The organism is Nitrososphaerota archaeon (assembly GCA_027887005.1).
GTDB lineage: Archaea > Thermoproteota > Nitrososphaeria > Nitrososphaerales > Gagatemarchaeaceae > UBA183.
Map to the genome: position 1 here is coordinate 21,505 of JAPCJI010000010.1, position 21,799 is coordinate 43,303.

The 21,799-nt window shown below is 59.7% G+C and carries 33 protein-coding genes; 7 read left to right on the top strand and 26 right to left on the bottom strand.

The annotated features are described in order from the left end of the window. Window positions 1-112: 112 nt before the first annotated feature. The 16 genes from OK438_07200 to OK438_07275 are packed head-to-tail and all read right to left on the bottom strand — an operon-like array spanning window position 113 to window position 7,114. Window positions 113-742: a 30S ribosomal protein S5 gene (locus tag OK438_07200; GenBank protein MDA4125213.1), complete on the bottom strand. Its 630-nt coding sequence runs from the start codon at window positions 740-742 to the stop codon at window positions 113-115. Continuing rightward, the gene (locus OK438_07205; GenBank protein ID MDA4125214.1) at window positions 742-1,323 is read right to left on the bottom strand and encodes a 50S ribosomal protein L18; all 582 of its coding nucleotides are present in this window, start codon (window positions 1,321-1,323) and stop codon (window positions 742-744) included. The genes OK438_07200 and OK438_07205 overlap by 1 nt, the downstream gene beginning before the upstream one ends. Next, the gene (locus OK438_07210) at window positions 1,323-1,757 is read right to left on the bottom strand and encodes a 50S ribosomal protein L19e (GenBank protein ID MDA4125215.1); all 435 of its coding nucleotides are present in this window, start codon (window positions 1,755-1,757) and stop codon (window positions 1,323-1,325) included. Before OK438_07210 ends, OK438_07205 begins: the two co-directional genes overlap by 1 nt. Then, window positions 1,741-2,136, bottom strand: a complete 396-nt coding sequence (locus OK438_07215) for a 50S ribosomal protein L32e (protein ID MDA4125216.1) — start codon at window positions 2,134-2,136, stop codon at window positions 1,741-1,743. The genes OK438_07210 and OK438_07215 overlap by 17 nt, the downstream gene beginning before the upstream one ends. Before the next feature lie 35 nt (window positions 2,137-2,171). Beyond that, complete coding sequence (locus tag OK438_07220; GenBank protein MDA4125217.1) at window positions 2,172-2,717, bottom strand: 50S ribosomal protein L6; 546 nt, start codon at window positions 2,715-2,717, stop codon at window positions 2,172-2,174. Further along, window positions 2,707-3,099 (bottom strand): 30S ribosomal protein S8, encoded by a 393-nt coding sequence (locus OK438_07225; GenBank protein ID MDA4125218.1) that lies wholly within the window; start codon window positions 3,097-3,099, stop codon window positions 2,707-2,709. Before OK438_07225 ends, OK438_07220 begins: the two co-directional genes overlap by 11 nt. A gap of 10 nt (window positions 3,100-3,109) precedes the next feature. Continuing rightward, a complete protein-coding gene (locus OK438_07230; protein MDA4125219.1) occupies window positions 3,110-3,271 on the bottom strand; it encodes a 30S ribosomal protein S14 in 162 nt (53 codons plus the stop codon). Next, a complete protein-coding gene (locus OK438_07235) occupies window positions 3,268-3,795 on the bottom strand; it encodes a 50S ribosomal protein L5 (protein MDA4125220.1) in 528 nt (175 codons plus the stop codon). Before OK438_07235 ends, OK438_07230 begins: the two co-directional genes overlap by 4 nt. Continuing rightward, a complete protein-coding gene (locus OK438_07240) occupies window positions 3,792-4,520 on the bottom strand; it encodes a hypothetical protein (GenBank protein MDA4125221.1) in 729 nt (242 codons plus the stop codon). Before OK438_07240 ends, OK438_07235 begins: the two co-directional genes overlap by 4 nt. After that, complete coding sequence (gene rplX, locus OK438_07245) at window positions 4,521-4,811, bottom strand: 50S ribosomal protein L24 (protein MDA4125222.1); 291 nt, start codon at window positions 4,809-4,811, stop codon at window positions 4,521-4,523. Window positions 4,812-4,821: 10 nt separating this feature from the next. Then, window positions 4,822-5,256 (bottom strand): 50S ribosomal protein L14, encoded by a 435-nt coding sequence (locus tag OK438_07250; GenBank protein MDA4125223.1) that lies wholly within the window; start codon window positions 5,254-5,256, stop codon window positions 4,822-4,824. Then, window positions 5,256-5,600, bottom strand: coding sequence for a 30S ribosomal protein S17 (locus OK438_07255; GenBank protein MDA4125224.1), 345 nt, complete (start codon window positions 5,598-5,600; stop codon window positions 5,256-5,258). Before OK438_07255 ends, OK438_07250 begins: the two co-directional genes overlap by 1 nt. Continuing rightward, the gene (locus OK438_07260; GenBank protein ID MDA4125225.1) at window positions 5,579-5,815 is read right to left on the bottom strand and encodes a ribonuclease P protein subunit; all 237 of its coding nucleotides are present in this window, start codon (window positions 5,813-5,815) and stop codon (window positions 5,579-5,581) included. The genes OK438_07255 and OK438_07260 overlap by 22 nt, the downstream gene beginning before the upstream one ends. Beyond that, window positions 5,812-6,018: a 50S ribosomal protein L29 gene (gene rpmC / locus OK438_07265; GenBank protein MDA4125226.1), complete on the bottom strand. Its 207-nt coding sequence runs from the start codon at window positions 6,016-6,018 to the stop codon at window positions 5,812-5,814. The genes OK438_07260 and rpmC overlap by 4 nt, the downstream gene beginning before the upstream one ends. Next, on the bottom strand, window positions 5,975-6,649 hold the full coding sequence (locus tag OK438_07270; protein MDA4125227.1) for a 30S ribosomal protein S3: 675 nt from the start codon (window positions 6,647-6,649) through the stop codon (window positions 5,975-5,977). Before OK438_07270 ends, rpmC begins: the two co-directional genes overlap by 44 nt. A gap of 3 nt (window positions 6,650-6,652) precedes the next feature. Beyond that, entirely contained in the window at window positions 6,653-7,114 is a 462-nt protein-coding gene (locus OK438_07275) for a 50S ribosomal protein L22 (GenBank protein MDA4125228.1), read from the bottom strand. 438 nt (window positions 7,115-7,552) lie between these two features. Between OK438_07275 and OK438_07280 the strand changes: the two genes are divergently transcribed. From OK438_07280 to OK438_07295, 4 genes are read left to right on the top strand one after another with little or no spacing between them, the layout of a single operon-like run. Next, complete coding sequence (locus tag OK438_07280) at window positions 7,553-9,268, top strand: succinate dehydrogenase/fumarate reductase flavoprotein subunit (GenBank protein MDA4125229.1); 1,716 nt, start codon at window positions 7,553-7,555, stop codon at window positions 9,266-9,268. Between the two features lie 41 nt (window positions 9,269-9,309). After that, window positions 9,310-9,768: a hypothetical protein gene (locus OK438_07285; protein ID MDA4125230.1), complete on the top strand. Its 459-nt coding sequence runs from the start codon at window positions 9,310-9,312 to the stop codon at window positions 9,766-9,768. Between the two features lie 5 nt (window positions 9,769-9,773). Continuing rightward, a complete protein-coding gene (locus OK438_07290) occupies window positions 9,774-10,127 on the top strand; it encodes a succinate dehydrogenase (protein ID MDA4125231.1) in 354 nt (117 codons plus the stop codon). Then, on the top strand, window positions 10,124-10,885 hold the full coding sequence (locus OK438_07295; protein ID MDA4125232.1) for a succinate dehydrogenase iron-sulfur subunit: 762 nt from the start codon (window positions 10,124-10,126) through the stop codon (window positions 10,883-10,885). Before OK438_07290 ends, OK438_07295 begins: the two co-directional genes overlap by 4 nt. On the opposite strand, the gene OK438_07300 is transcribed toward OK438_07295, so the two are convergent. From OK438_07300 to OK438_07335, 8 genes are all read right to left on the bottom strand, one after another. Then, complete coding sequence (locus OK438_07300; protein MDA4125233.1) at window positions 10,882-11,289, bottom strand: SUF system NifU family Fe-S cluster assembly protein; 408 nt, start codon at window positions 11,287-11,289, stop codon at window positions 10,882-10,884. The two genes, OK438_07295 and OK438_07300, sit on opposite strands and share 4 nt — an antisense overlap. Next, on the bottom strand, window positions 11,286-12,524 hold the full coding sequence (locus OK438_07305) for a cysteine desulfurase (GenBank protein ID MDA4125234.1): 1,239 nt from the start codon (window positions 12,522-12,524) through the stop codon (window positions 11,286-11,288). Before OK438_07305 ends, OK438_07300 begins: the two co-directional genes overlap by 4 nt. An 18-nt stretch (window positions 12,525-12,542) precedes the next feature. Beyond that, window positions 12,543-12,851: a Rieske 2Fe-2S domain-containing protein gene (locus OK438_07310; protein MDA4125235.1), complete on the bottom strand. Its 309-nt coding sequence runs from the start codon at window positions 12,849-12,851 to the stop codon at window positions 12,543-12,545. 5 nt (window positions 12,852-12,856) lie between these two features. Beyond that, window positions 12,857-14,269 carry a Fe-S cluster assembly protein SufD gene (gene sufD, locus OK438_07315; protein ID MDA4125236.1) on the bottom strand — a complete coding sequence of 471 codons (1,413 nt, stop codon included), beginning with the start codon at window positions 14,267-14,269 and terminating at the stop codon, window positions 12,857-12,859. Between the two features lie 27 nt (window positions 14,270-14,296). Then, window positions 14,297-15,706, bottom strand: coding sequence for a Fe-S cluster assembly protein SufB (gene sufB, locus OK438_07320; protein ID MDA4125237.1), 1,410 nt, complete (start codon window positions 15,704-15,706; stop codon window positions 14,297-14,299). Window positions 15,707-15,756: 50 nt separating this feature from the next. Continuing rightward, the gene (gene sufC, locus OK438_07325) at window positions 15,757-16,533 is read right to left on the bottom strand and encodes a Fe-S cluster assembly ATPase SufC (GenBank protein ID MDA4125238.1); all 777 of its coding nucleotides are present in this window, start codon (window positions 16,531-16,533) and stop codon (window positions 15,757-15,759) included. Window positions 16,534-16,597: 64 nt separating this feature from the next. After that, entirely contained in the window at window positions 16,598-17,080 is a 483-nt protein-coding gene (locus OK438_07330) for a GAF domain-containing protein (GenBank protein MDA4125239.1), read from the bottom strand. A gap of 45 nt (window positions 17,081-17,125) precedes the next feature. After that, window positions 17,126-17,818, bottom strand: a complete 693-nt coding sequence (locus OK438_07335) for an aquaporin (protein ID MDA4125240.1) — start codon at window positions 17,816-17,818, stop codon at window positions 17,126-17,128. A gap of 150 nt (window positions 17,819-17,968) precedes the next feature. Here OK438_07335 and thsB point away from each other — a divergent pair, with 150 nt between their 5' ends. Then, the gene (thsB, locus tag OK438_07340) at window positions 17,969-19,606 is read left to right on the top strand and encodes a thermosome subunit beta (GenBank protein MDA4125241.1); all 1,638 of its coding nucleotides are present in this window, start codon (window positions 17,969-17,971) and stop codon (window positions 19,604-19,606) included. 7 nt (window positions 19,607-19,613) lie between these two features. Here the strand turns inward: thsB and OK438_07345 are convergent, their stop codons facing one another. Continuing rightward, window positions 19,614-20,609 carry an ornithine cyclodeaminase family protein gene (locus OK438_07345; protein MDA4125242.1) on the bottom strand — a complete coding sequence of 332 codons (996 nt, stop codon included), beginning with the start codon at window positions 20,607-20,609 and terminating at the stop codon, window positions 19,614-19,616. After that, on the bottom strand, window positions 20,558-20,809 hold the full coding sequence (locus OK438_07350; GenBank protein MDA4125243.1) for a hypothetical protein: 252 nt from the start codon (window positions 20,807-20,809) through the stop codon (window positions 20,558-20,560). The genes OK438_07345 and OK438_07350 overlap by 52 nt, the downstream gene beginning before the upstream one ends. Before the next feature lie 59 nt (window positions 20,810-20,868). On the opposite strand from OK438_07350, the gene OK438_07355 reads away from it, so the two are divergent. Together OK438_07355 and OK438_07360 are read left to right on the top strand one after the other, a co-directional pair. Further along, the gene (locus OK438_07355) at window positions 20,869-21,141 is read left to right on the top strand and encodes a hypothetical protein (protein ID MDA4125244.1); all 273 of its coding nucleotides are present in this window, start codon (window positions 20,869-20,871) and stop codon (window positions 21,139-21,141) included. Continuing rightward, the gene (locus tag OK438_07360; GenBank protein MDA4125245.1) at window positions 21,142-21,600 is read left to right on the top strand and encodes a DUF371 domain-containing protein; all 459 of its coding nucleotides are present in this window, start codon (window positions 21,142-21,144) and stop codon (window positions 21,598-21,600) included. It abuts the gene before it with no gap. Window positions 21,601-21,799: the final 199 nt, after the last annotated feature.

Sequence of the window (21,799 nt, forward strand, 5' to 3'; positions counted from 1 at the left end):
GCGGTGAACTTCCTTACGACCTTCAGCCCTTCGAGTGCCTTCCTGACAGGCGCAGAGGAGTTGATGGCTCCGTGTATGTTCAGGACGAGGAGAAGTGTCGTTCCAAATCACCCTATACGTTGAGCCCGTGGGACATCCGGAAGGCGTCGTAGACTGCGTTGGCCAGGGAGGACATCGTGTTGGTGGAGCCGAAGGTCCGGATCCATGCGTCCTTGACGCCGGCAAGCTGAAGCAGGTTCTTGAGGGCAGGTCCGGCCACGAGCCCTAGTCCCCTCGGGCCCGGCATGGCCTGCACAGTCACGCTCCCGGCCTTCCCTCTGATCCTGTAGGGGACAGAGTGAGTCCCTCCGCACCTGCACTCCCAGCTCCCGCAGCCGAGCTTCACCGGTATGATGTTCAGAAGCGCCTGGACCGTCGCCTTCTCAATGGCATCCCGGGTCTGCATGGCCTTGCCCTTGCCGACCCCGAACCAGCCGGCCCCGTTCCCCACTGCGACGACCGCTGAGAATCGCGTCAGCTCCCCGGCGTCGGTCTGCTTCTGGACTACGCTGACCCCTACGACCTCGTTCCTGAGGTCCGGGAGGAGTTTTTTCACTATCTCCGCTTCGCGCACCCTCTGGCCTGTCCTGAATACCTCTTCCAGGGACGTGATCTTGCCTTCGTTGACCAGTTTGCCCAGCTTCGTCCTCGGCACCCACACCTGCTCCTCCTCTTCACGCCTTCCCCTGCCGAAGGATGACATTACTTCTTCTCCCCTGCGATCGCTGCCTTCGTCTTCTCAAAGTGGCTGGGGTAGTCCTCTGGCTTGAAGCCCGCCTTGAGGAGCGATGCGAAGGTCTTCTCGTAGGCCTCCTTGGATTCAGACGAAAGCTTGGCCGCGTACTCCGAGATCGACTTTCCGGACAGCCTCTCCTCTGACGGCAGCGCCTCCTCGCCGATGGGGACGCTGACTCCGGCGTCGACCACCCCCTTGGCGAAGGCCACCATCCTGCCCCCGCGGATGAACGGGTCAAGCCCGTTGTAGAGGAATGCCTCCTTCACACCCTTGGCCAGGGCCTTCTTGCCCGCGACCATCCCGAGCAGGTAGCAGGCAGGGGTCGACTTCAGCGATCCGTGCCAGCCGAGCTGCGGTAGCTCTCGCGAGTGCGCGGACGCGACCACCATGTCTCCCTTGACCGTGGGTTGCACGAACTGTGCCGAGACGTTCTTGTTCGAAATGCGCACGACCAGCAGGACCCCCTTGGAGGTGATCGCCCGCTTCCTCGACCTGTAGTCGGTGACGCCCTCTCTCCTTCTGCGGAGCAATGGGACGTGGGTGGACATTACTTCTTTGCCTCCTTCATCAGGTCCAGGAGATGCTTGACTCCCCTGACCTGTCCTCCCTTCACCTGCTTGTAGAGCTTCTTGTAGGACGCCTGGGTCAACTCCTTCCTGTCCTTCGCGACCTTCAGCCGCCATCTCAGGGCGCGCACCTTGGTGATCCACTGTTGCTTCCTCGGGTTGCGCGCGTGGGCGCTTCCTTCCGTCGAGCCTGAGCCCCGGCCGCGCTTCAGCTTCGCCGACCTTTCCCTGAACCTTCCGCGCGACACACCTTTCTCGGGGGCCGCGTGGATCGCGCCGAACCCGATCAGCCCGCGGATTGTGCTGCGGGTGATGGCGTCCTGGATCAGGTCTGAGTATTCATCGTCGAAGATCACTCTGTCCAGTCCCACGCCCATGACGGAGGCGGCGAGCCTGCGCTTACTTCTTAGATTCAATTATCCTCAACCCTGTCGGATTCACGACCCTGAGCCCGAGCTCGGTGGCCCTCGCAAGGATCTGCTCCCTCTTCTTCGCGCCGACGGTGCCCCCGATCCTGGCGACGTCCCTTCCTGGGACCAGGGCGTCGAGTTCGGACACCCTCTGGACGAGCACGTCGAAGTGCCCGCTTGGATGGAGCCCCCGGGCGTGGACGGGGCCCCTGTACCCTACCCTCACCAGGGCGGGCCAGCCCTTGTCCTGGCGTCTCATCTTGCTGTCGACCCCCTTGGGCTTCCTCCACTCGGGGTGGATCCGGACGTAGCGCCAGCTCTCCTGTCTGACGAACTCCGGCCTGTTGACCGCGACTTCCTTCCTCTTCGCGACCAGGGCCTTCAGCCTGTTCTCCTCTGAAACCTTCTGCTTCGGCAAAGCTAGAGCCCCACTTCCTTCACGTAGATATAGAGTCCGTCGAGGAAGATCCTCGAGTCCTTCCTTTTCACCTTGGTCGCGAGCTCTACGTTGGCTGCCGTCTGGCCCACGTCTTCGAGGGAGACCCCCTTGACGATGACGTCGTCCCCTTCGACCGACGCCTTGCAGCTGCCGACGATCTTGGCGATCCTGGGGGAGCGCTCGCCGACGAAGTTCTCCACGTGGATTTCGTCCCCCTTGACCTTTACCGAGATCGGGAAGTGGGCGTAGACCACCTTGAGCTTGTAGGTGTACCCCTTGGTCACGCCCGTGATCATGTTGTTGATCAGGCTCGCGACTGTGTTGATGATGACGTTGTCCTTCTTCTTCTTGGAGAAGGGAGATATGATCACGCTGTCCCCTTCAACCCCGATGTTCACCCCGACCTTGTCGAAGTGCTTCTTGGCCTCTCCCAGCTTCCCCTTGACTGTCAGCGTCCTCTCTTCAAGCTTCACGCTGACGCCTTCGGGCATCTTGACTGCCTGCTGCGCGACCTGGCTAGTAGACAAATCCCACAAGCCTCCCGCCGATCTTCTTTTCCTGGGCTTCTGCGTGCGACATCACTCCCTGAGGCGTTGAGACAATCAGGGTCCCGACCCCCACGGCCGGGAGGTACCTGTGCTCCCAATCGACCAGCTTGGCCGACTTCACGGCGAAGCGTGGCGAGATGACGCCGCACCTGTTTATCCGCCCGAGGAGCTGGACCTTCAGCTTCCCACCGACTCCGTCGTCGATGTGCTCGAATTCACCTAGGTAGCGCCTCTTCTGCAGGACCTTCAGGACCTCGCTCGCAAGCTTCGAAGCGGGGATGACCACGCACTCTCGCTTGTTCCTCAGCTCCGCGTTCTGGAGGCTCGCGAAGAGGTTTGACAGGACGTTGGTTGCTGCCATCTCTTATCCCTCAGTCATACTTCCTGAAGCCTAGCTTCTCCGCTACTTCTCTGAAACACTGCCTGCAAAGGACGAGGTTGTAGGACCTGATAACTGCCCCGTACTGGCCGCACCTTCGGCAGTAGTGGGCGACCTTGCCATACTTCCTCACCTTTGTGTGCCTCTCTTTCATATTACCGTGACCCCGAAGTGTTCCCTGAAGTACTGCATCGACTCCTCCTTCGACACGAGGTGGGCCTTGCCCACGCGGGAGGTCCGCCTGGTCCTCCGTGAGACTCTGTACCCCGGCCTCTCCAGGAGGACGGAGACGTTCATCCCCAGGATGCCGATGGCAGGGTCGTATCTGATGCCTGGGATCTCAATGTGCTCCTTGATGCCGAAGGACACAGATCCCTTGGGGTCGAACGAGGACTCGGGGAGCTTGTTCTCCCTCGCGACGAGGAGTTTCTTGATCAGCCCTGCAGTCGCTGTCCCCCTGGTGGTGACCACCACTCCGATTGGCTCTCCTTTGTGGATGCCGAAGTCCCTGATGGATTTCTTGGCGCGCCTCTGACTGGGAGTCTGCCCGGTGACCTGCTCCAGCACGCGCTTGCCCCTCTCGATGGCTTCTCCAGATTTGCCCAGGCCGATGTTGACCACTATCTTCCCCACCCTTATGGCCCTCATGGGGTTCTCCTGGACCGACTCCTGGCTCATGCTGACCCAGCTCCAACGGTGATCATCGGGGCCTCGGTGCCGACCGGGAAGACCAGTCTCGAAGGGACCTCGGCGTCTCCGCTGGCCAAGGATATCCTGACCATTCTCTCCCTTGAAATCGTCCCCTTCTTCACTTCCACTATCTTGCCCAGCTGGCCCGCCCTGTCCCCGGACAGGACCAGTCCGAGGGAGCCCTTGGCGAGCTTGACCTTGTCGAGGACCTTCTGCGATGGGACCTCCAGGAGGACTGCGTCCCCTGGCGCCAGGTTGAGCCCGTCGTCGAGGACCGACCTGCCGTCGTGGAGCCCGTACTGGACGTGTCCACCCCTGACCTTGGTCTTAGTGTGAACGCTGCAGAGCTTTCGGTTGGTTTCATCCCCCTTGACTTTGGCGAGGACGAGGCCCTTGGGCGAGGGAACCAGCCTGAAGTTCGTGTCCTCGAGGGGGACGCTTACCAGGTTGAAGAGCCCCACGGGGAAGCTCGGGGAGTGCCTTTCCACTCCGTCGACGAGCACCTTCCCGGTCTTCGTGATGTACTTGATCTCCTTCGAGCGGGTGGCGAGCGCAGCGAAGTCCCTGACGATCACTCCGAGAGGATAGGCTGCATCGATGGGATATGTCCCCGGGGTCGGCTTGAAGACGAACCTGTCCCCCTTCCTCGAAATGTCCCAGGAGCGCGGAGCCGCGACGCTCTTGAGCCTGTTCTTTCCGCCCTTCTTTCCCAACTAGACCGCTGCCTCCACTTTGTTCTTGCGCGTCGTGTCGGTGAGTATCAGCGACGTGAGCACCACGTTGGAGGAGTGTATCGGCACAGGAGAGGTGCCTCCCTTCATCTTCTCCTTGGTGACCCCCTCGACGTTGAGGGTCCCGTCGCGAGGGAGGACCTTCGTGACCTTCCCCTCGATGCCCTTGAACTCGCCGCGGACGATCCTGACCGAGTCCCCTTCCCTGGGTCTGACTGTCTTCCGCTTGTACTTCTCCCGCAGGTCTTTCGAAAGCAAAGAACCGAATCTCATTTCCACTACCTCAGATGATTATCGACGCGAGGTTCGCGATTCTGGGCCACTTCTCTGCGGCCTCGCTGGCGACCGGACCCTTGATGTCCGTGCCCTTCAGGTCCCCCTCCGGCGTGACGATGACTGCGGCATTGTCCTCGAAGGCCACCCTCTGGCCGCTCACCCTTCTTACTGGATACTTCTGCCTGATTATCACTGCCCCGAAGACCTGCTTCCTGAGGTCCGGCGGGCCCCTCTTCACCACGCAAAGGATGCTGTCCCCCACCGAGGCGGCGGGGTATCTGGCGAGACGCGTCTTCGCCTTCGAAACCATGATCACCCTGAGGGTCTTGGCCCCCGTATTGTCGGCGCAGGTGATGACCGCGTTGAGCGGGATGGATTTTGTGATGTAGTTCTTGAACTCCTCGACCCCCTTGGCGGAGACTGCACGAGATTTTGTTGACATCAGGTAGCCCTCTTGGATTCAACGACGACGAACGAGATTGACTTGGAAAGGGGCCTGCATTCGCCGATGGTCACCATGTCGCCGTCCTGCACCTGGAGACAGGGGGGGAGATGGGCGCTTATCCTGCTCCTCCGCCTTTCGCCTCTGTTGTACTTTGCGATCTTGTGGAGGTAGGCCATCTGGACTACGACGAATCCCTTGCCGGCCGTCGAGACTGCCTTGCCCGACAGGAGCCGTCCCCTGACCTTGAGGCTGCCGTGGAAGGGACACCTGTCGTCCTCGCAGGATTTCTTGGGCGCAGCGACCTCCAGCCCGGCCGTGCTCATCTCGGCTTGGACCCCCATCTGTCCTCGAGCCTCCCGCGTATGTCAGAGCCGAGGATGACCGTCTTCGAGCCTGAAACCTGGAATGCGGAACCTTCCTTCTCGATTCTAACCGCCTTCTTGCCTGAGTCGAGTACGAGGGTGCGCGCCGTCTCAAGGACCACAAGCCCAGACACGCCCCTCTTCGACGGGTCTGCTGACTTCAGCACGGTCAGCCTTTCCCCTATCACGTTCATTCCGAAACCCCCTTTTCGTGCATGACCGTCAGCACCTTGGCGACGTCCTTCCTGATCCTGTGGATGTTCCCAACGTCCTTCTTGACGAGACCGCGCTCCGCGCCGCCCCTCACCTTGGCGAGCTCCGACCTGAGGTCGAAGAGCGTCTGCCTCAGCTTCTCAGCGTCCTGCTTCCTCAGTTCCTTCGCTTTGAGTTGTGCCATCCTCTCTCTTTTCCTCTTCGTTGACGTCCTCCTTGAACTGGAAGTCCTCGGGGAGGGCGCCCTTCAGCGCAATCTTGACCTGGATTCCGTAGAGTCCGAGCTTCAGGAGCACGTCCGTCGTGGCCTCGCTTACCGAAAGCTTGGCGGTCTCCCCGCTCTTGGGGACAATGCCAGCCCTGTACTTCTCTCCGTGAGACCTGTCGCTCCGGAGCTTGCCTGCGACCGAAATCTCCACTCCTGCGGCCCCTGCGGCCATTATGTTGTTGACCGACCACTGGGCTGCCCTCCTGAAGGCTGTGCCCCGAGAGACGATCTGGGCGATCCTCGATGCCATTATTCTCGCGTTCAGCTCTGGGTTCTCGATCTCAGTTACCGCTATCTGGGCGTTTACAAGCTTGAACCTGGCGGTGACCTTGTCTGTCAGGTCCTTGATGCCCGTGCCCCTCCTGCCGATGGCCAGGCCCGGCCGCGCGACGTATACCTTCAGGGTCGTCCCCACCGGGGACTTCTGCACCTCCAGACCTCCGTAGCCAGCCTCCTTCAGCTCCTTCTCGAAGAATTCGTCCATTTCTGCGAATGCCCTGTTGGTTGTCAGTATGGCCCTCACCGAGGTCTGCTGTTGGACTGACATGGCCTAGACTTCCTTTCCTACGAGCTCGATGTGTACCAGCTGGTGGAAGTTCGGGGAGCTCCGACCGAAGGCCCTAGGGACGAAGTCCTTGACGGTCCTGCCAGCGTAGGCAGAGGCGTGGATTATCGAAATCCGCTCGGGGTCGAGCCCCTTGAATTCAGTGTTGCCCTGGAGGTTCCTGAGGACGTCGAGGTAGGCCTTGGCTGCCTTCACCGGGTATGAGCCAGTCGGGAACCCTTGGAGCTCGCTTCTGTGGCCTACCTTGAGCTTGTGGCGTCGGAAGGCTATGGGCATCTTCTTGCTTTGGACGAGTTCTAGGTGGTCGATGGCCTTTGCGACAGTCATCCCTTTGATCGCGACGGCTATCTCCCGGGCTGCCTTCGGGGATATGTTGACCTCTCTCCCGCTAGCCCTGACGTGGACCGCGGGGTCGAAACCCTCGAAACTGTAGCCATATTGAGGCACTTTATCCCTCTCGTAACCTACTTCCGATTTCTGAAGCGGTTAAAAGCTTATCCATGTGAAACGGGGTTTCAAACCAACAGGAAAAGGCCGTCTGGGGCGCGAGGGCGATGGAACGCAGCACTGTCGGCCCACCTCGAATCTAGACATGTTCCCGAGAGTCAGGAGGTGAGAAACTCAGGTCCAGGAGGTTGGTCCCGAAAATAAGGGTCGGGCCAGTTTCCCCGAGAGAGGCTCGTCAGAAGGATCTCTCGGGGCGCGTTCTGGGTTGCCCTGCCCCAACGTTCCTGCCAAAAGTCTGCCAACTCTCTGACCATGTTTGTGATTCAGTCTATCGGAACAGAGACTCTGACGTCGTTTCCGGAGCAATCCCGAGACAAGCAGACTTCGAAAAAGCAAAGGCTAAGTGTTTAGAATTGCGGGCGAAACAGGCGAACGCCGATGGTCGAGAGTCTAAAGCACGATATCGTGATCGTCGGTTCCGGACTCGCGGGCCTGAGGGCCGCCATAGAAGCTGCGCGAGTCAGCGGCGGCAAAGCTGACATTGCTATCGTGACGAAGTTGCAAGCGATGAGGTCCCATTCCATCAGCGCGGAGGGAGGGACGGCCGCGGTCCTCTACCCGGAGCTCGGTGACTCGCTCGAGTCGCACGCTTTCGATACGGTCAAGGGATCGGACTACCTCGCTGACCAGGACGCCGTCGACCGGTTCGTAAGCCTAATGCCGCAGGAGATTTACCAACTGGAGCACTGGGGAATGCCCTGGTCCAGAAGGGAGGACGGGAGGATTGCGCAGAGAAACTTCGGCGGCTACAGCTATCCCAGAGCTACCTTCGCAGAGGATAAGGTGGGATTCTTCGAGATGCAGACCCTGTACGACACTGCGACGAAGTACGACAACATAACTTTCTACCAGGAATGGTTCGCCACATCCATCCTGGCCGAAGGGGGACAGTTCATGGGGATCACTGCCATAGAGAGGAAGACAGGGAACTTCGCCGCGATTCTTGGCAAGGCTGGGATAATGGCAACGGGCGGGTCGGGGAGGCTGTACAGCTTCGCGACATACGCGTACAGCTCGACCCCTGACGGCATGGCCATAGCATATAGAGCGGGGATACCGTTGAAGGACATGGAATTCATCCAGTTTCATCCCTCCGGATTGATACCCTCTGGCATACTGATTACGGAAGCAGTCAGGGGCGAGGGAGGATTGCTGCTGAACAAGGACGGTGATCGGTTCATGAAGAAATACGCACCCGAGAAGCTCGAACTCGCTTCGAGAGACGTCGTCTCGAGAGGCATGATGACAGAAATAGAAGAAGGAAGAGGGTTCAAGGACGAGAAGACCGGGCTCGATTATCTGAATCTCGACTTCGCACCAATAGGTGCCGAGAAGATCAAGTCAAGGCTGTCAGGAATAAGAGAAATAGCTATCAAGTTCAAGGGCATCGACCCCATCGAAAAGCCGTTGCCCGTCCGACCAGTATGTCACTACGTGATGGGAGGCATAGACACCAACATAGACGGAGCGACGAGGCTCAAGGGGCTCTGGGCTGCGGGCGAAGCGGCGTGCGTCAGCATCAACGGCGCCAATAGATTGGGAGCGAACTCAACCTCCGAGTGTCTGGTCTGGGGGAAGATTACGGGCGCGGAAGCCGCAAAGTATGTCGAGGGGAAGAGCACTCCGCAGCCCTCGAACGAAACCATCATGATCGAGGCGGGGAGGATTTTCGACGGGATCTTCCACGGGCGGGGAGGCACAAACCCGTACGAAGTGAGAGACAAGCTGCAGAGGCTAATGGCCAAGAACGTCTTCGTCTTCAGGACAGGCGAGGGGCTCTCAGAAGCACTCAAGGGGATTAGGGAGTTGAAGAAGGAGGAGTACCTGCACTGCGAAGACAAGAGCCGCATCTACAACACGAACCTGAGCGACGTGCTGGAACTCGAGGGCATGCTCCTCGTCGCAGAGGTCGTCGTAAGCTGCGCTTTGGCCAGAACAGAGTCGAGGGGGGCGCATTCGCGCAGGGACTTTCCCAAGAGGGACGACAAGAACTGGCTGAAGCACACACTGGCATACCAGAAGGATGCAGGGCCTGCCCTCGAGTATTCGCCGGTGACGGTTACAAGATACAAGCCGATGGAGAGGCATTACTGAGAATCCGCAAGAGTGGACTAGTTTGAATGGAGTCGACTGAAATGGATGAAAATGAGCGAGCGAAGAACAAGAGGGGAGTAGCCGGATGGCTCGGTCCATACCAACATAATCTCGAGAGGTGGGCTTACGTCTTCCAGAGGCTGTCTGGGGTTGCGGTACTCCTGTACGTGATCGGGCATCTAGGAGACACGAGCTTCTTCGTCGGCGGCCCTATCGGGGGCGGACCTAGCCAGTCGAGCTGGGCGTTCATCTCGAACATTGTTGAAAACTCCTTCGGCCATCTGATTCTCGTACTGGTCGTGCTCATGGTGACCTTTCATGGAATCAACGGAATCAGGCTGATACTGGCGGAGTTCGGCTTGTTCTTCAAGAAGCCTTCGGCGATAGACTATCCATACACCCCCAAGACGCTGAAGTCCGTTCAAAGGCCCATCTTTTGGCTGGCAGTAGTTATGGGAGTACTGGCCGCACTCTTGGCAGCCTCGATCCTCTTCAAGTGATTGGGATGAGAGAATCTAGGCTAATGCTGGTACAGTATGTGACGGCGGTCGCGGCCGTTCTGCTCGTTGCTTTACACCTCCTCATGCAGGGGGTCCTGGCTCCCTACGCCACAGCCATATCGTTCACCAACATTCTATCAATCTATAGGAACGGATTCTACCTAGTCTTCTTGGAAGCGCTGCTCGTCGTTGTGCTCGTGCACGGGTTCAACGGGGTGAGGATAATGCTCCACGAATGGCGCCAGTCGGCACCCTGGAGCAAATGGGTCGACATCGGGACTGCGATCGCCATCGTAGCCTTCGTCGGCTACGGGACGCGGACAATAATCCTTGCCGTCTTGGGAGGGGTTGGGGCATGAGGGAAGTCAGGCTGGCAGTGCAGAGATTCAATCCGTCTGTCGACAGCAAACCGACCTTCGCTGAATACAGGGTCCCATTCAGGGAGGGGATGACCGTCCTGGACGCTCTTCTCCATGCCAGGGACTACCAAGACCATTCGATCGGCATGAGGTTCTCGTGCCGGCAGGCGTCCTGCGGATCGTGCGGGATGAAGATCGATGGGAAGGCGAGGCTGGCGTGCTATACGCAGGTGGAGGAGCTGAAGGGCGAGCAGGTCGTAGTCCAGCCGATGGACAACTTCCCCATTATCAGGGACCTGGCCACGGATCTAGAGTCATTCTTCGACAGACATAAGGAGGTCAGGCCCTACATCATCAGGGCCGACGAGGGAGAAGTCGATAATCCGACTGCCGAGTACCTGATGAGCCCTGAGAAACTGGAGGAGATACTCCAGTTCACCTACTGCATCAAGTGTGGGCTGTGCTCTTCGTCCTGCCCCACTGCGTCGACTGACTCGCTTTTCCCCGGACCCCAGGCCCTTGCTCAGGCGTACAGGTACCTCACCGACGAAAGGGACGAGGGGGGAGAAGAGAGGCTCAAGAACGTCGACACGACTCACGGGGTATGGAGGTGCCACTTCGCGGGCACGTGCTCGGCCGTCTGCCCCAAGGGGGTCGACCCCGCGCTCGGAATCCAGCTTCTGAAGAGACATGTGATGGCAGCGAAGGCGCCCAGGAAGGCGGGTGAGGGTGCAAAGGTCTGGAAGCCTTCGGCCTAGTCCCCGGTGAAGTCGAGCTTGCTGCCGAGGTAGCCGTAGACGCCCATCTTCAGGACCTTCATTCCCAGGAGGGCGCACTTGATCCTGGAAGGCCCCAGCTCCGGGTTCCCGAGCATTTTCAGCATGTCTTCCTTCGAGACCTCCTTGACCCATTCGAGCTGCTTCCCCTTCGCCAGTTCTGTCAGCATCGAGGCGGAGGCTTGGCTGATGGCGCATCCTTTGCCTGAGAAACGGATATCTTCTATGTTGTTGTCTTCGCCCACCCTGATCTGCATGTCCACCTCATCCCCACAGAGTGGGTTGGTGTCATGGGCATCGATATCGTATTTCTCGAGCTTCCCGAAGTTCTTCGGGTGCCTGTAGTAGTCCAGTATGAGCTCCTTGTAGATGTCCGCGCTGCTCATACCTTGAAGATCCTCCCGGCTTTCTCGAGGCCACCCTTCAGGGCGTCAACGTCGTCGGTGGAGTTGTAGAGGTAGAAGCTCGCCCTGCTCGTCGCCGCAACGTCGAGCCACCTCATTAGCGGCTGAGCGCAGTGGTGCCCGGAGCGTATGGCTATTCCCTCTTCGTCGAGGATCGTCGCGAGGTCATGTGGATGGACGTCCGCGAAGTTGAACGAGACGACGCCGCTTCGCACACTTACATCAGAGGGACCGTATTCATGGAAACCCTTGAGCTTTGACAGCGTCTCGGCCGTGTACTTCAGAAGCGAGAGTTCGTGCTCCCTCACCTTTCCCATCCCCAGCCCAGCTAGGTAGTCGATGGCCGCCCCGAGCCCGATCGAGTCGGCAATGTTGACGGTCCCTGCCTCGAACTTGTAGGGCACGTCATTCCAGGTGGAATGGTCCAGGAAGACTTCCCGGATCATCTCTCCCCCTCCCTGAAAGGGCTCCATCTCCTGGAGCAGCTCCTCTCGGCCAAAGAGGGCGCCGATTCCCGTGGGCCCAAGCATCTTATGGCCGGAGTAGGCGTAGAAATCGCAGCCTATCGACGAAACGTCCACGGGCATGTGGGGGACCGCTTGTGCTCCGTCCACAATGCTGGTCGCGCCTGCTCGTTTCGCCATCGAGCAGATTTTCGCAACATCGTTTATCGTGCCTAGGACATTCGAGCAATGTGTGACTGCCACCAACCTCGGGGACTCCTTCAGGAGCTCTTCGTAGGTGGCGATGTCCAGGGTCCCGTCAGTCTGGAGACCCACGAACTTCAGGGTGGCTCCCCTGTGCTTGGCGAGGAGCTGCCAGGGCACGATGTTGCTGTGGTGCTCCATAAGCGTGGTAACCAGCAGGTCGCCCTCCTTCACATACTTCTCCCCCCAGGCGAACCTGACGAGGTTGGTCGCCTCGGTTGTTCCCCTCGTGAAGATAAGCTCCTTCGGGGACGCTCCTATGAAGCGCGCCGCCTTCGTTCTCGAAGCTTCGTAGGCGGCCGTCGCCTCTTCTCCAAGGGTGTGGACGGACCTGTGGACGTTGGAGTTGTACCGCGAGTAGTAGTCTACGAGCGCGTCGATGACCTGCTTCGGTTTCTGAGTGGTCGCTGCGTTGTCGAGGTAGACCAGCCTCTTGCCGTGAACCTTCCTGCCAAGGATGGGGAAGTCTTGCCTTATCCTTTCGACATCGAGCGGCTCGGTCTCGAGCAAATTACTTCTTGTCTCCTCTCAGACCTCTACGAAAATCGTCTCGCCTTCTATTTTAACATTGAAACGCTGAAGGGGGACGGTCGCGGGCGGGTTCTGGACCTCGCCCGTCTTCAGGCTGAACTGAGAGAGGTGCAGCGGGCACACGACCCTGTCCTCCAGCATGAACCCCCGACCAAGGTCTGTCTCTTCATGGGTGCAGATGCCGCTCACAGCCGAGACTTCCCCCCCAATCCGTGCGAGGAGGACGTGGACCCCCATTACGTCCAGGCCGGCCATGGAGCCCTCGGCAAGGTCGGAGGACTTCATCGCGGGAACGAACTCTCCCATGAAGATCATCGATACTTGTAGTGGCGCTCGAAGATGTCTTCTGACTGCTTTGCCTCGGGGGTCGTTTCTCCGGTCGCGGCGAGGAGGGTCTCCCTGTCGACGAGTCTTCTCTTCTCACCCTGCCACTTGCCTTCGATCATGAACCTGGCCCCCTCGCGCGTCTGTTCGATTGGGACCCGCGACAGGACAGGCTCGAAGAAGCCGAGGACGACCATCTTCCTAGCTTCGTCGGGAGGGAGGCCCCTTGCCTCGAGGTAGAACAGCTGCTCGTCGTCTATCTGGGCGACGGAGGCGGAGTGAGTAGCCTTCACCTCGTTGTTGTCTATCTCGAGTCCGGGTATGGCGTCGGACCTCGCACTCCTTTCGAGGATCATCGCGTGGTGCGCGAGGTAGGAGCGTGAGTTCTTCGCCGCTTTGACGATCTTGATCATGCCCTTGAAAATGGTCTGGGATTCGCCCTTGAGGACACCCCGGGCCTGGGTCGAGCCGGTGGTGTCAGGGGAGTTGTGGAGGAGGTTGGTCTCGAAGTCGTACCTCTGCTTCGAGTCGGTGAAGAAGATCTCGAACCCCTCGGCCAGGGAACCCCTACCGTTGAGGAGGAAGTTCATCCTCGAGCGGGAGACGGAAGCCCCGAGGGAGAGGGCGCTCACCGTCGCCCGGGAGTCGTTGGCTGTCTCGATGGCGCGGTTGGAGACATGGACGGCCTGAGGGTCCAGGAGCTGGATGGAAGAGAAGTCGACATGGGAGCCGGGCCCTGCGCGGATCTCCAGGTTCGACGCAGTCAGGGAAGGGCCGGAGGGTCCCTTCGAATAGAGCTCCTCGAGGAAGACGAGCTTAGATCCCTCTTCCGCGACCACGAATGTCTGGTCGATGATGCTGGTCCTGGGAGAGTCGAGCAGCAGCATCCTTCGTAGGGGCTTGACCTGGACGACGTCCCGGGGGACGTGGACGAAGGTCCCGGTGTTGAAGAAGGCGTTGACGAAGGCTGCGAACTTGTCGGCTGCGGACTTCACGAGCCTGCTTTCGAAGAGCTTCCGGACGAGCTGTTCGTCGGTCTGGAGGGCCTCGTGTATTGAGACGAGCTTCACACCCTTCGAGGAGGTCTCCTCGTCCAGCTCTGCGTGGACCTGGGTCTCGTTGCCCTGGAGGAGGATGTTGCTCTCGTTCCCAGTGAGGAAGCCGCTGAAGAAACTTCGGAAGTCGACAGGGGTCTTCTCCGGTGAAAGCCGGAACTGCCCGAGGTCGAAGCTAGAGATGCTGGCGTACTTCGTGTAGAGCGGGTTCTTCTCGGGGGGAAGCTTCACGAACTCCGCGAAGGCTTCGAGCCTTGCGTCGGTCAGCCATCGGGGTTCATTCAGAGAGTCCGAGATCGTCCTGACCATGTCAGCGTCGAAAGAGCCCAATGCTGTCTGCGACATGTCTGAATCATGCCCGACCGCAGGTCCTCAACCTACGGCGTTCGTCATTTCGAGGGACATCAGGCGGTTGAACTCGACGGCGTAGGCCATTGGGAGCTCCTTGGCGAACGGTTCGAGGAACCCATTTACCACCATGCTAAGGGCGTCTCCCTCTGAGATTCCCCTGGCCATGAGGTAGAAGAGCTGCTCCTCTCCGACCTTTCCGACGCTCGCCTCGTGGGTGACTGTCGCGTCGTCTTCCTGGATTTCCATGTACGGGTAGGTCGCTGTCGTGCTCCTCTCGTCGATGAGCAGGGCGTCGCAGCGCACGCTCGATTTCACGTTCTTGGCCCCTTTCGCGATGTGGAGGAGGCCCCTGTAGGCCGTGTGCCCCCCGTCCTTCGATACTGACCTCGAGATGATCTTGGAGGTGGTGTCCCTGGCGAGATGGATGGCCTTGCCCCCTGTGTCCTGGACCTGACCGGCCCCTGCATAGGCCACTGAGATGATGTCGGCCTTGGCTCGCGGTCCGAGCAGGTAGATCGACGGGTACTTCCTAGTCAGCCTCGAGCCCCCGTTGAAGTCGACCCAGGAGACGGTCGAGTCTTCGTAGGCGTGGGCCCGCTTGGTGACGAGGTTGAGGACGTCCCTCGACCAGTTCTGGAGCGTCGTGTATTTCACCAGCGACCCCTTCTGGGCGATGATTTCGACTATCGCCGAGTGCAGAGATTGAGACGAGTAGACCGGGGCGCTGCACCCTTCCATGTAGGTGACTTCGCTGTAGGGCTCGCCGACGATCAGGGTCCGTTCGAACTGCCCCATGTTCCGCTCGTTTATCCTGAAGTATGCCTGCAGAGGCATGCTGACCTTGACGCCTTCGGGGACGTAGACGAAACTTCCAGCGCTCCACACCGCAGTCTGGAGGGCAGCGATGTAGTTGTCCTGGTAGGGGACCACGGTGCCGAAGTACTTCTTCATGATTTCCGGATATTCCTTCAGGGCGGTCACGGTGTCGGTGAATACTACCCCCTGCTTCGAAAGCTCTCCTTGGATGCTGTGGTAGACGGCCTCGCTCTCGTAGATGGCTCCCACACCCGCGAGGAACTTCTTCTCCGCCTCTCCGATCCCCAGCTTGTCGTAGGTGTTCTTGATGTACGCCGGGAGCTGGTCCCAGGAGTCGGCAGCCTTCTTGGTCGGCCTTGCGTAGTAGTAGAAGTCCTGGTAGTCGATGTCGGCGAGCTCCGGCGCCCATGCGGGGGCCTTCCGGTCAAGGAAGTGTTTGAGTGCCTTCATCCTGGTCTGCTCCATCCAGGCAGGCTCGTCGTGGAGGCGGACTATCTCCTGGACAACCCTCTCGCTGAGCCCCTTGACCCCCTTGACCGCGTACTCCTCGATGGGGTCGCTGAAACCGTACTTCTCCTTGTAATCTTCAGTTACGATGTCTACCTTGGTGGGCACTAACGTCTCACACTCGAATATAACATAGGTTATTTTCCCAGTTAAAAGGGTTATGGGGTCGCCGGGGCGATTTCTTCCTCGCCACCGTAGCCCTCTATCCAGGTGTACCCCTTCTCTTCGAGGAGACGCGACAGCTCTTCTCCCCCCGACTTGATGACCCTCCCCTGGTGCAGGACGTGCACGAACTGCGGCTTGACGTACTTCAGGATCCGCTGGTAGTGGGTGATAAGCAGGGTGCCCATTTCAGGGCCAGAGACTTTGTTGATGCCTTCGGCCACGATCCTCAGGGCGTCGATGTCCAGCCCGGAGTCCGTCTCGTCCAGGACTGCGAACTTCGGCTGCATCAGCGCCATCTGTAGGATCTCCGCCCTCTTCTTCTCCCCCCCCGAGAACCCTTCGTTCAGATACCGCGTCAGGAATGACTCGTCCATGCTCAGCATCTTTAGCTTCTCGGCGACGGTTTCCTTGAAATCGAATATTGTGGGAGTCTCCGAACCCGCAGGCCTCGAGTTGTTGTAGGCGGCCCGGAGGAACGAGAACATGCTCACTCCCTGAACGCTGACTGGATACTGGAACGCGAGGAAGAGCCCCTTCCTGACCCGCTTGTCGGGAGAAAGGCCGGCGATGCTCTCGCCGTCGATGAGAATCTGTCCGGACGTGACCTGGTACTTCGGGTGCCCCATGAGGGTGTAGGCGAGGGTGCTCTTGCCCGACCCGTTGGGCCCCATCAGCGCGTGTGTCTCTCCCTGTGCGACGGTCAGGTTCACGCCCTTTAGGATCTCCTTTCCTTCCACGGATGCGTGAAGGTCCTTGATTTCGAGCTTCATGGTTTGGAATCGAAACTCCGCAAATCTGCCTTTTAAACGTATAACATAGGTTATACGCTCTGTCTCATGCGGACCAGCGTTCGCTGGTCTTCCTGGCGACCGCCTCGAGCAGCTCCCTGTCCAGGGTGGAGAAGGCGTCGAGCTGGTCGCTGTCGATGTCTATCTCCCCCACTACGCTGGTTCCGTTGAAGATCGGGACGACTATCTCAGCCCTTGTGGAGAGGAAGCACTGAAGATAGCGCGGGTCCTTGCTGACGTCCGAGACTATCTCCGTCCTCCCGGCTTTCGCGGCGAATCCACAGATGCCCTTCCCGATTGGTATGCGGGTGTGCTCGGTCGCAGCTGGCCCTGCCCAGGCGTCGAGGACGAGGTCCTTTCCCTCGACAGCGTAGATGCCGACCCAGGAATATGTCGGGACAATTGAATTCAAAGTCTTTGCGACGCGCTCTCTCGCCTCGCGGCCCTTGGACTCCCCTAGAGCGGCGTCGACCTTGCCCAGGACCTCTCTAGCCTGTTCTCTCGTCAACTTGACCATGGACGACTTCAATGAATCAGAGCGCCTTTCGAAGGCCGTATTTATTCCCGACCCTCTCTACTGTCTGCTCTCAATGACGAAAGCGTAGACGAGGCCCGCCGCCAGAGCGCCGATTACCGGGCCGACCCAGTAGATGTACCAGTAGCTCGGGAGGAATCCACCGGCAATCATGGGGCCCATGGCCCTGGCCGGGTTCATCGCCGCGCCTGTCAGGTTGCCCCCCAGGAGCACATCTGCGATTACCGCGAGCCCGATGCCAAGGCCGCCGATCTTGGGAGCCCTGGGGTCGACGGCCGTCCCGTAGACTGCGATCACCAGGATGAACGTCAGGAGAGCTTCGATCCCGATGCCCTGCCAGGAGCTCAGCATCTGGCTGAGGGTGGGAGCCCCCCAGTTGACCGGAGACCCGATCGGCGACGGGAAGGAACCTACCAGCACGAGTCCGGCGAGGATGGCGCCCCCGAGTTCGGCCAGGATGTACGGGACAAGGTCCCTGGGGGCCAGCTTCTTCCCCACCAGGAGCCCGAGCGCGACCGCGGGGTTCAGGACGCCACCGGAGGTGCCCATGGTCGCGGAGACTGCCATGGCAAGGCCCAGGCCGTTTCCAAGGGCCGCAACCAAGAGAGAGGATGCGGGATCCTGCTTCCCGAGGGAGTAGGCGCCGATAGCGGAGCCTGCGCCGACGATGATGAAGACGAAGGTGCCTACGAACTCTGCGGCGACCTTCTTGGAGAGAGGGACGGAGGACATTGACCGGGGAAAATCGCTTCAAGAACCGTTCTTAAGACTTTGCGCGGGCGCTCCTGGCAGGCTTCCGTCCAGGATGCGACGGACTGTTCGAGAGAGGCCTCGGACGCCCTAACACATATAACCATGTGGTTGTATACCGAGGCGAGACATATGTCAGCCACAGGCCAGCCAGTAATCATTCTGAAGGAAGGCTCCGGCGAGTCCAGAGGTCGAGAGGCTCAAAGGAACAACATATCGGCCGCGAAGCTCATAGCCGAGGTCGTCAGGACTTCACTGGGACCCAGGGGGATGGACAAGATGCTGGTCGACTCGATGGGAGACGTCACGATCACCAACGACGGCGCCACGATGCTGAAGGAACTGGACATCCAGCATCCGGCAGCGAAGATGATGGTGGAGATAAGCAAGGCGACTGACAACGAGGTTGGAGACGGGACGACGTCTGCAGTGGTCTTCGCAGGGGCGCTCCTGGAGAAGGCTGAGGACCTGATAGACAAGGACGTTCACCCCGTGGTGATAGTGGAGGGGTATTCCAGGGCAGCGGAGAAGGCCCAGAGCATCCTGGAAGAAATGGCTGAGAAGGTCGACCCGACCAGCAGGGCGGACCTGCTCAAGATAGCGAACACCAGCATGCTGACGAAGTTGGTCAACGAAGACTCGCCTCACCTCGCGGGCGTGGTCGTGGACGCCATCCTCCTCGTCGCAGATAAGGCGGAGAAGGGGTTCAAGGTTGACATCGACAACGTCAAGGTGGAGAAGAAGCCCGGAGGCTCCATTACAGACACACGGCTGATCAAGGGAATAGTCCTGGACAAAGAGGTGGTCCACTCAGGAATGCCCAAGAAGATAGAAGAGGCAAAGATTGCTCTGATCAACTCAGCCCTGGAGATAGAGAAGACCGAGTTCTCCGCAGAAATCAGGATCAACGACCCTGAACAAATGCAGCAGTTCATGGACGAGGAGAGCAACATCCTGAAGGGGATGGTCCAGAAGGTCAAGGAGTCAGGGGCGAACGTGCTCATCTGCCAGAAGGGGATCGACGACCTGGCCCAGCACTTCCTAGCAAAGCAAGGGATTCTGACGGTGAGGCGGGTCAAGGAGAGCGACATGTCGAAGCTTGCGAAGGCTACAGGAGCGAGGATGGTCACCAACCTCGACGACCTTACGGCGAAGGACCTCGGATACGCGAAGACTGTTGAAGAGAGGAAGATAGAGGATGACAAGTGGGTCTTCATCGAGGGGTGCAAGAACCCGAAGGCGGTCACAGTGCTCGTGAGAGGCGGGACTCAGCGAATAGTCGACGAGGCGGAGAGGGCGCTGCACGACGCCCTGATGGTGACGAAGGACGTTGTGGAACTTCCAGCGATAGTCGCAGGCGGAGGGGCACCCGAGGAAGAAGTCTCAGTCCAGCTGAGGGCTTGGGCACAGAAGTTGTCCGGAAGAGAGCAGCTGGCCGCGCTGAAGTTCGCCGATGCCATGGAGTCGGTCCCCATGACTCTGGCCGAGAACGCTGGGATGGACGCAATTGACACTCAGGTGGACCTCAGGGCCAGGCACGGAAAGGAGGGCAAGTGGTACGGGGTAGACGCCATGAACGGGAAGGTGGCGGACATGTATGCAAAGTCAATCTGGGAGCCCCTGGCGGTGAAGCTTCAGATCCTCCGAGCGGCAACCGAGGCGGCTTCGATGATCCTGAGGATTGACGACGTAATCGCGGCCAGCAAGATGAGGGCGCCCCCGATGCCGCCAGGCGGCGGCGGAATGGGCGGCATGCCTCCGATGGGCTAGGCGCCGGTCAGCCGAGTTCGAATTCAAAGCTGCTGAAGCGGCCGGTCTTCACGGCCTTGTCGTAGACCATGCTTCCCACGGCCACGTCTTCGAGCGCGACGCCCCCGGACTTGAACAAGGTCTTTCCCCTGGGTTTCATCCTTCCTCCCACTACATCCTTCAGCTCTACCATCTTCCCCCAGTCCGTCGTGCCTGCCTTCACCCCCTGGATCAGGTCTCCGTACTCGACCTTTGCCTGGGCAAGGTCGTCGACTACTATGGTGCCGAAGGCGCCCAGTGCGGAGGGGGCGATCTCAAAGCGGTCCGGGGTGTTCGACCCGCAGATGTTGAGGTGGGACACTTTTCTGATCGACACCCCGTCGATGAAAGGCTGGGTCGACGAGGTGATTGCCGACACTACGTCCGCGCCTTCGAGGGCCTCTGCGGCGGAGTCGAAGGCGGTGGAGTCAAACCCGCGGGCTCCCAAGGCTTCAGCGAAGGACTTTCGGTGCTCTCTGGTGGGGCTCCAGACCCTTACCTCGTGGACTGAGACGACCGAAGCCAGAGCAAGGACCTGGGTGAGCGCCTGCTTCCCCGAGCCGCAGACGGCGAGCCGGGCTGACCTCCTGCCGTAGAGGTGCTTGGTGGCCACTGCGGAGGCCGCGCCGGTCCTGTATCGGCCTAGGACGTCGGCCCCCATCACTGCAAGGGGCTTGGAATCGGAAGAGTCGAAGAGTATGAACGCGAACCTGGTCCCTTTCCTCGACGAAGTGTAGCACTTCAGCCCACCCCTACCCAGGTAGGAAAGCGAGGCGTGCATGACGCTGAGGATCGATGCCCTTCCTTTGGTCCGCGTCCGCATGAAGTTCTCGGCTTCCCCCTCGGACTGGCGTCGGAACGCTTCCTCGACGCTGAAGACGACCTCGTCCATCTTGAGGAGGCCTTCGACATCCCTCTCGGAGAGGAGCAGCGTCAACTGGTTGGGGTTTCTTCCTTCTTCTCTTCGGCCTCGGCCTTGCCCCACCTGCCCACCTTCGGCAGGTTCTTCGTCCTGAAGATCGCCATTCCCTGCTGATACCGCTGGAGTTCGACCTCGATAGATCTGATGTCTGAGACCATCGCGGCCAACTCCTTGGCCTTCCCCTTCTTCCCGGTCAGCCCCGCTAGTTTGGCCTTCCTCTCCAGGACCATTGATGAGAGGAGTCGCTCGTATTCGGTGGTCACGGAAACAATGGGCCTAAGGACTGTCGAATCTATAAAGACATCACCTGCCAGTCGATGGCATGCGTCCGCCGCTGCTCGGTTCAGGCCTCCTCGTCATGGCTACGGGGGCCGCCTTCTATTTTCTGGAACTCCCAATCTTCTCGGTCTGGGGATTCCCGATGGTGGTCGGAGGTGGGATAATGTCGGCCGTCGCATTCTGGCTCCCCGAAGGGCGCGGCCAGGTGCGCCCCCCCGATGGATACAGGTTCTGCGTCTTCTGCACCTCCCTAGTGCCCATAGGCGGGGTGAGGTGCTCCCACTGCAACGGGATACAACCGCAGGGGGGTGCGTAGGTGAAGCCAGTACAACGAGCTGCGTTCGTCCCCGTGGAAATTCAGACGGAGACAGTCCTGTTCAGGGGACACCCGATGGTGAGCTCCCTTCATCCCACCACGATCGAAGTTACGACTGAGGAGCACCTCACTCCGAGGGGAGACTGTATAATAGGGGTAGGTGCTTCCAAAGGGTGTGCAGGGCTCAGCGAACCTTTCAAGCAGGCCATTCGTCGCAGAGGGTCGAAGGTAACATTCATCCTGCGGGCCGGAGAGGAGAGGTTTCAGTTCACAGCCCAGGGAGACCCGAGCCTTACCCTTTCTCATCCACGGGACATTGTGATTAGGAAGAGCCGGTTCACAAGCGACAGGACGATCGCGTTGGGTGCTGCGGCCGCGGCGAGGGACATTCCGGCGAGGCTCGTAGCGTGCCTGAGGGACCCCCGGACAATTGGGGCGTTGGAGATTCAGGTGAGCTGACCCTGGCCACCTACAGGGCTGTTGCGTTTACCATGCAGGCGCTGGTGAAGTACCACGGCCTGAAGGACTGGAAGCTCAGGCTCCCCTACCACGACAGCATCTCTGTCAACACGACCTGCATGAAGACCGAGGCGCAGATCACCGACTCGAGGAAGGGGGGCGTGTTCATCGAAGGCAGGGCGAACGAATCGGCGAACGA

Coding starts and splice junctions, on each gene's coding strand:
- OK438_07270 (MDA4125227.1), bottom strand. CDS start 6,649: ATGTCAGTCCAACAGCAGACCTCGGTGAGGGCCATACTGACAACCAAC.
- OK438_07295 (MDA4125232.1), top strand. CDS start 10,124: ATGAGGGAAGTCAGGCTGGCAGTGCAGAGATTCAATCCGTCTGTCGAC.
- OK438_07300 (MDA4125233.1), bottom strand. CDS start 11,289: ATGAGCAGCGCGGACATCTACAAGGAGCTCATACTGGACTACTACAGG.
- OK438_07205 (MDA4125214.1), bottom strand. CDS start 1,323: ATGTCCACCCACGTCCCATTGCTCCGCAGAAGGAGAGAGGGCGTCACC.
- OK438_07355 (MDA4125244.1), top strand. CDS start 20,869: ATGCGTCCGCCGCTGCTCGGTTCAGGCCTCCTCGTCATGGCTACGGGG.
- rpmC (MDA4125226.1), bottom strand. CDS start 6,018: ATGGCACAACTCAAAGCGAAGGAACTGAGGAAGCAGGACGCTGAGAAG.
- OK438_07310 (MDA4125235.1), bottom strand. CDS start 12,851: ATGGGAGAGTTCGTTCCCGCGATGAAGTCCTCCGACCTTGCCGAGGGC.
- sufD (MDA4125236.1), bottom strand. CDS start 14,269: ATGTCGCAGACAGCATTGGGCTCTTTCGACGCTGACATGGTCAGGACG.
- OK438_07290 (MDA4125231.1), top strand. CDS start 9,774: ATGAGAGAATCTAGGCTAATGCTGGTACAGTATGTGACGGCGGTCGCG.
- OK438_07255 (MDA4125224.1), bottom strand. CDS start 5,600: ATGGGGGTCCAAGCCGAGATGAGCACGGCCGGGCTGGAGGTCGCTGCG.
- OK438_07225 (MDA4125218.1), bottom strand. CDS start 3,099: ATGGCAGCAACCAACGTCCTGTCAAACCTCTTCGCGAGCCTCCAGAAC.
- OK438_07260 (MDA4125225.1), bottom strand. CDS start 5,815: ATGAACGTGATAGGGGAAAGGCTGACCGTGCTGAAGTCAGCAGACCCG.
- OK438_07335 (MDA4125240.1), bottom strand. CDS start 17,818: ATGTCCTCCGTCCCTCTCTCCAAGAAGGTCGCCGCAGAGTTCGTAGGC.
- OK438_07280 (MDA4125229.1), top strand. CDS start 7,553: ATGGTCGAGAGTCTAAAGCACGATATCGTGATCGTCGGTTCCGGACTC.
- thsB (MDA4125241.1), top strand. CDS start 17,969: ATGTCAGCCACAGGCCAGCCAGTAATCATTCTGAAGGAAGGCTCCGGC.
- OK438_07285 (MDA4125230.1), top strand. CDS start 9,310: ATGGATGAAAATGAGCGAGCGAAGAACAAGAGGGGAGTAGCCGGATGG.
- OK438_07230 (MDA4125219.1), bottom strand. CDS start 3,271: ATGAAAGAGAGGCACACAAAGGTGAGGAAGTATGGCAAGGTCGCCCAC.
- OK438_07250 (MDA4125223.1), bottom strand. CDS start 5,256: ATGTCAACAAAATCTCGTGCAGTCTCCGCCAAGGGGGTCGAGGAGTTC.
- OK438_07235 (MDA4125220.1), bottom strand. CDS start 3,795: ATGAGCCAGGAGTCGGTCCAGGAGAACCCCATGAGGGCCATAAGGGTG.
- sufC (MDA4125238.1), bottom strand. CDS start 16,533: ATGAAGCTCGAAATCAAGGACCTTCACGCATCCGTGGAAGGAAAGGAG.
- OK438_07200 (MDA4125213.1), bottom strand. CDS start 742: ATGTCATCCTTCGGCAGGGGAAGGCGTGAAGAGGAGGAGCAGGTGTGG.
- rplX (MDA4125222.1), bottom strand. CDS start 4,811: ATGAGATTCGGTTCTTTGCTTTCGAAAGACCTGCGGGAGAAGTACAAG.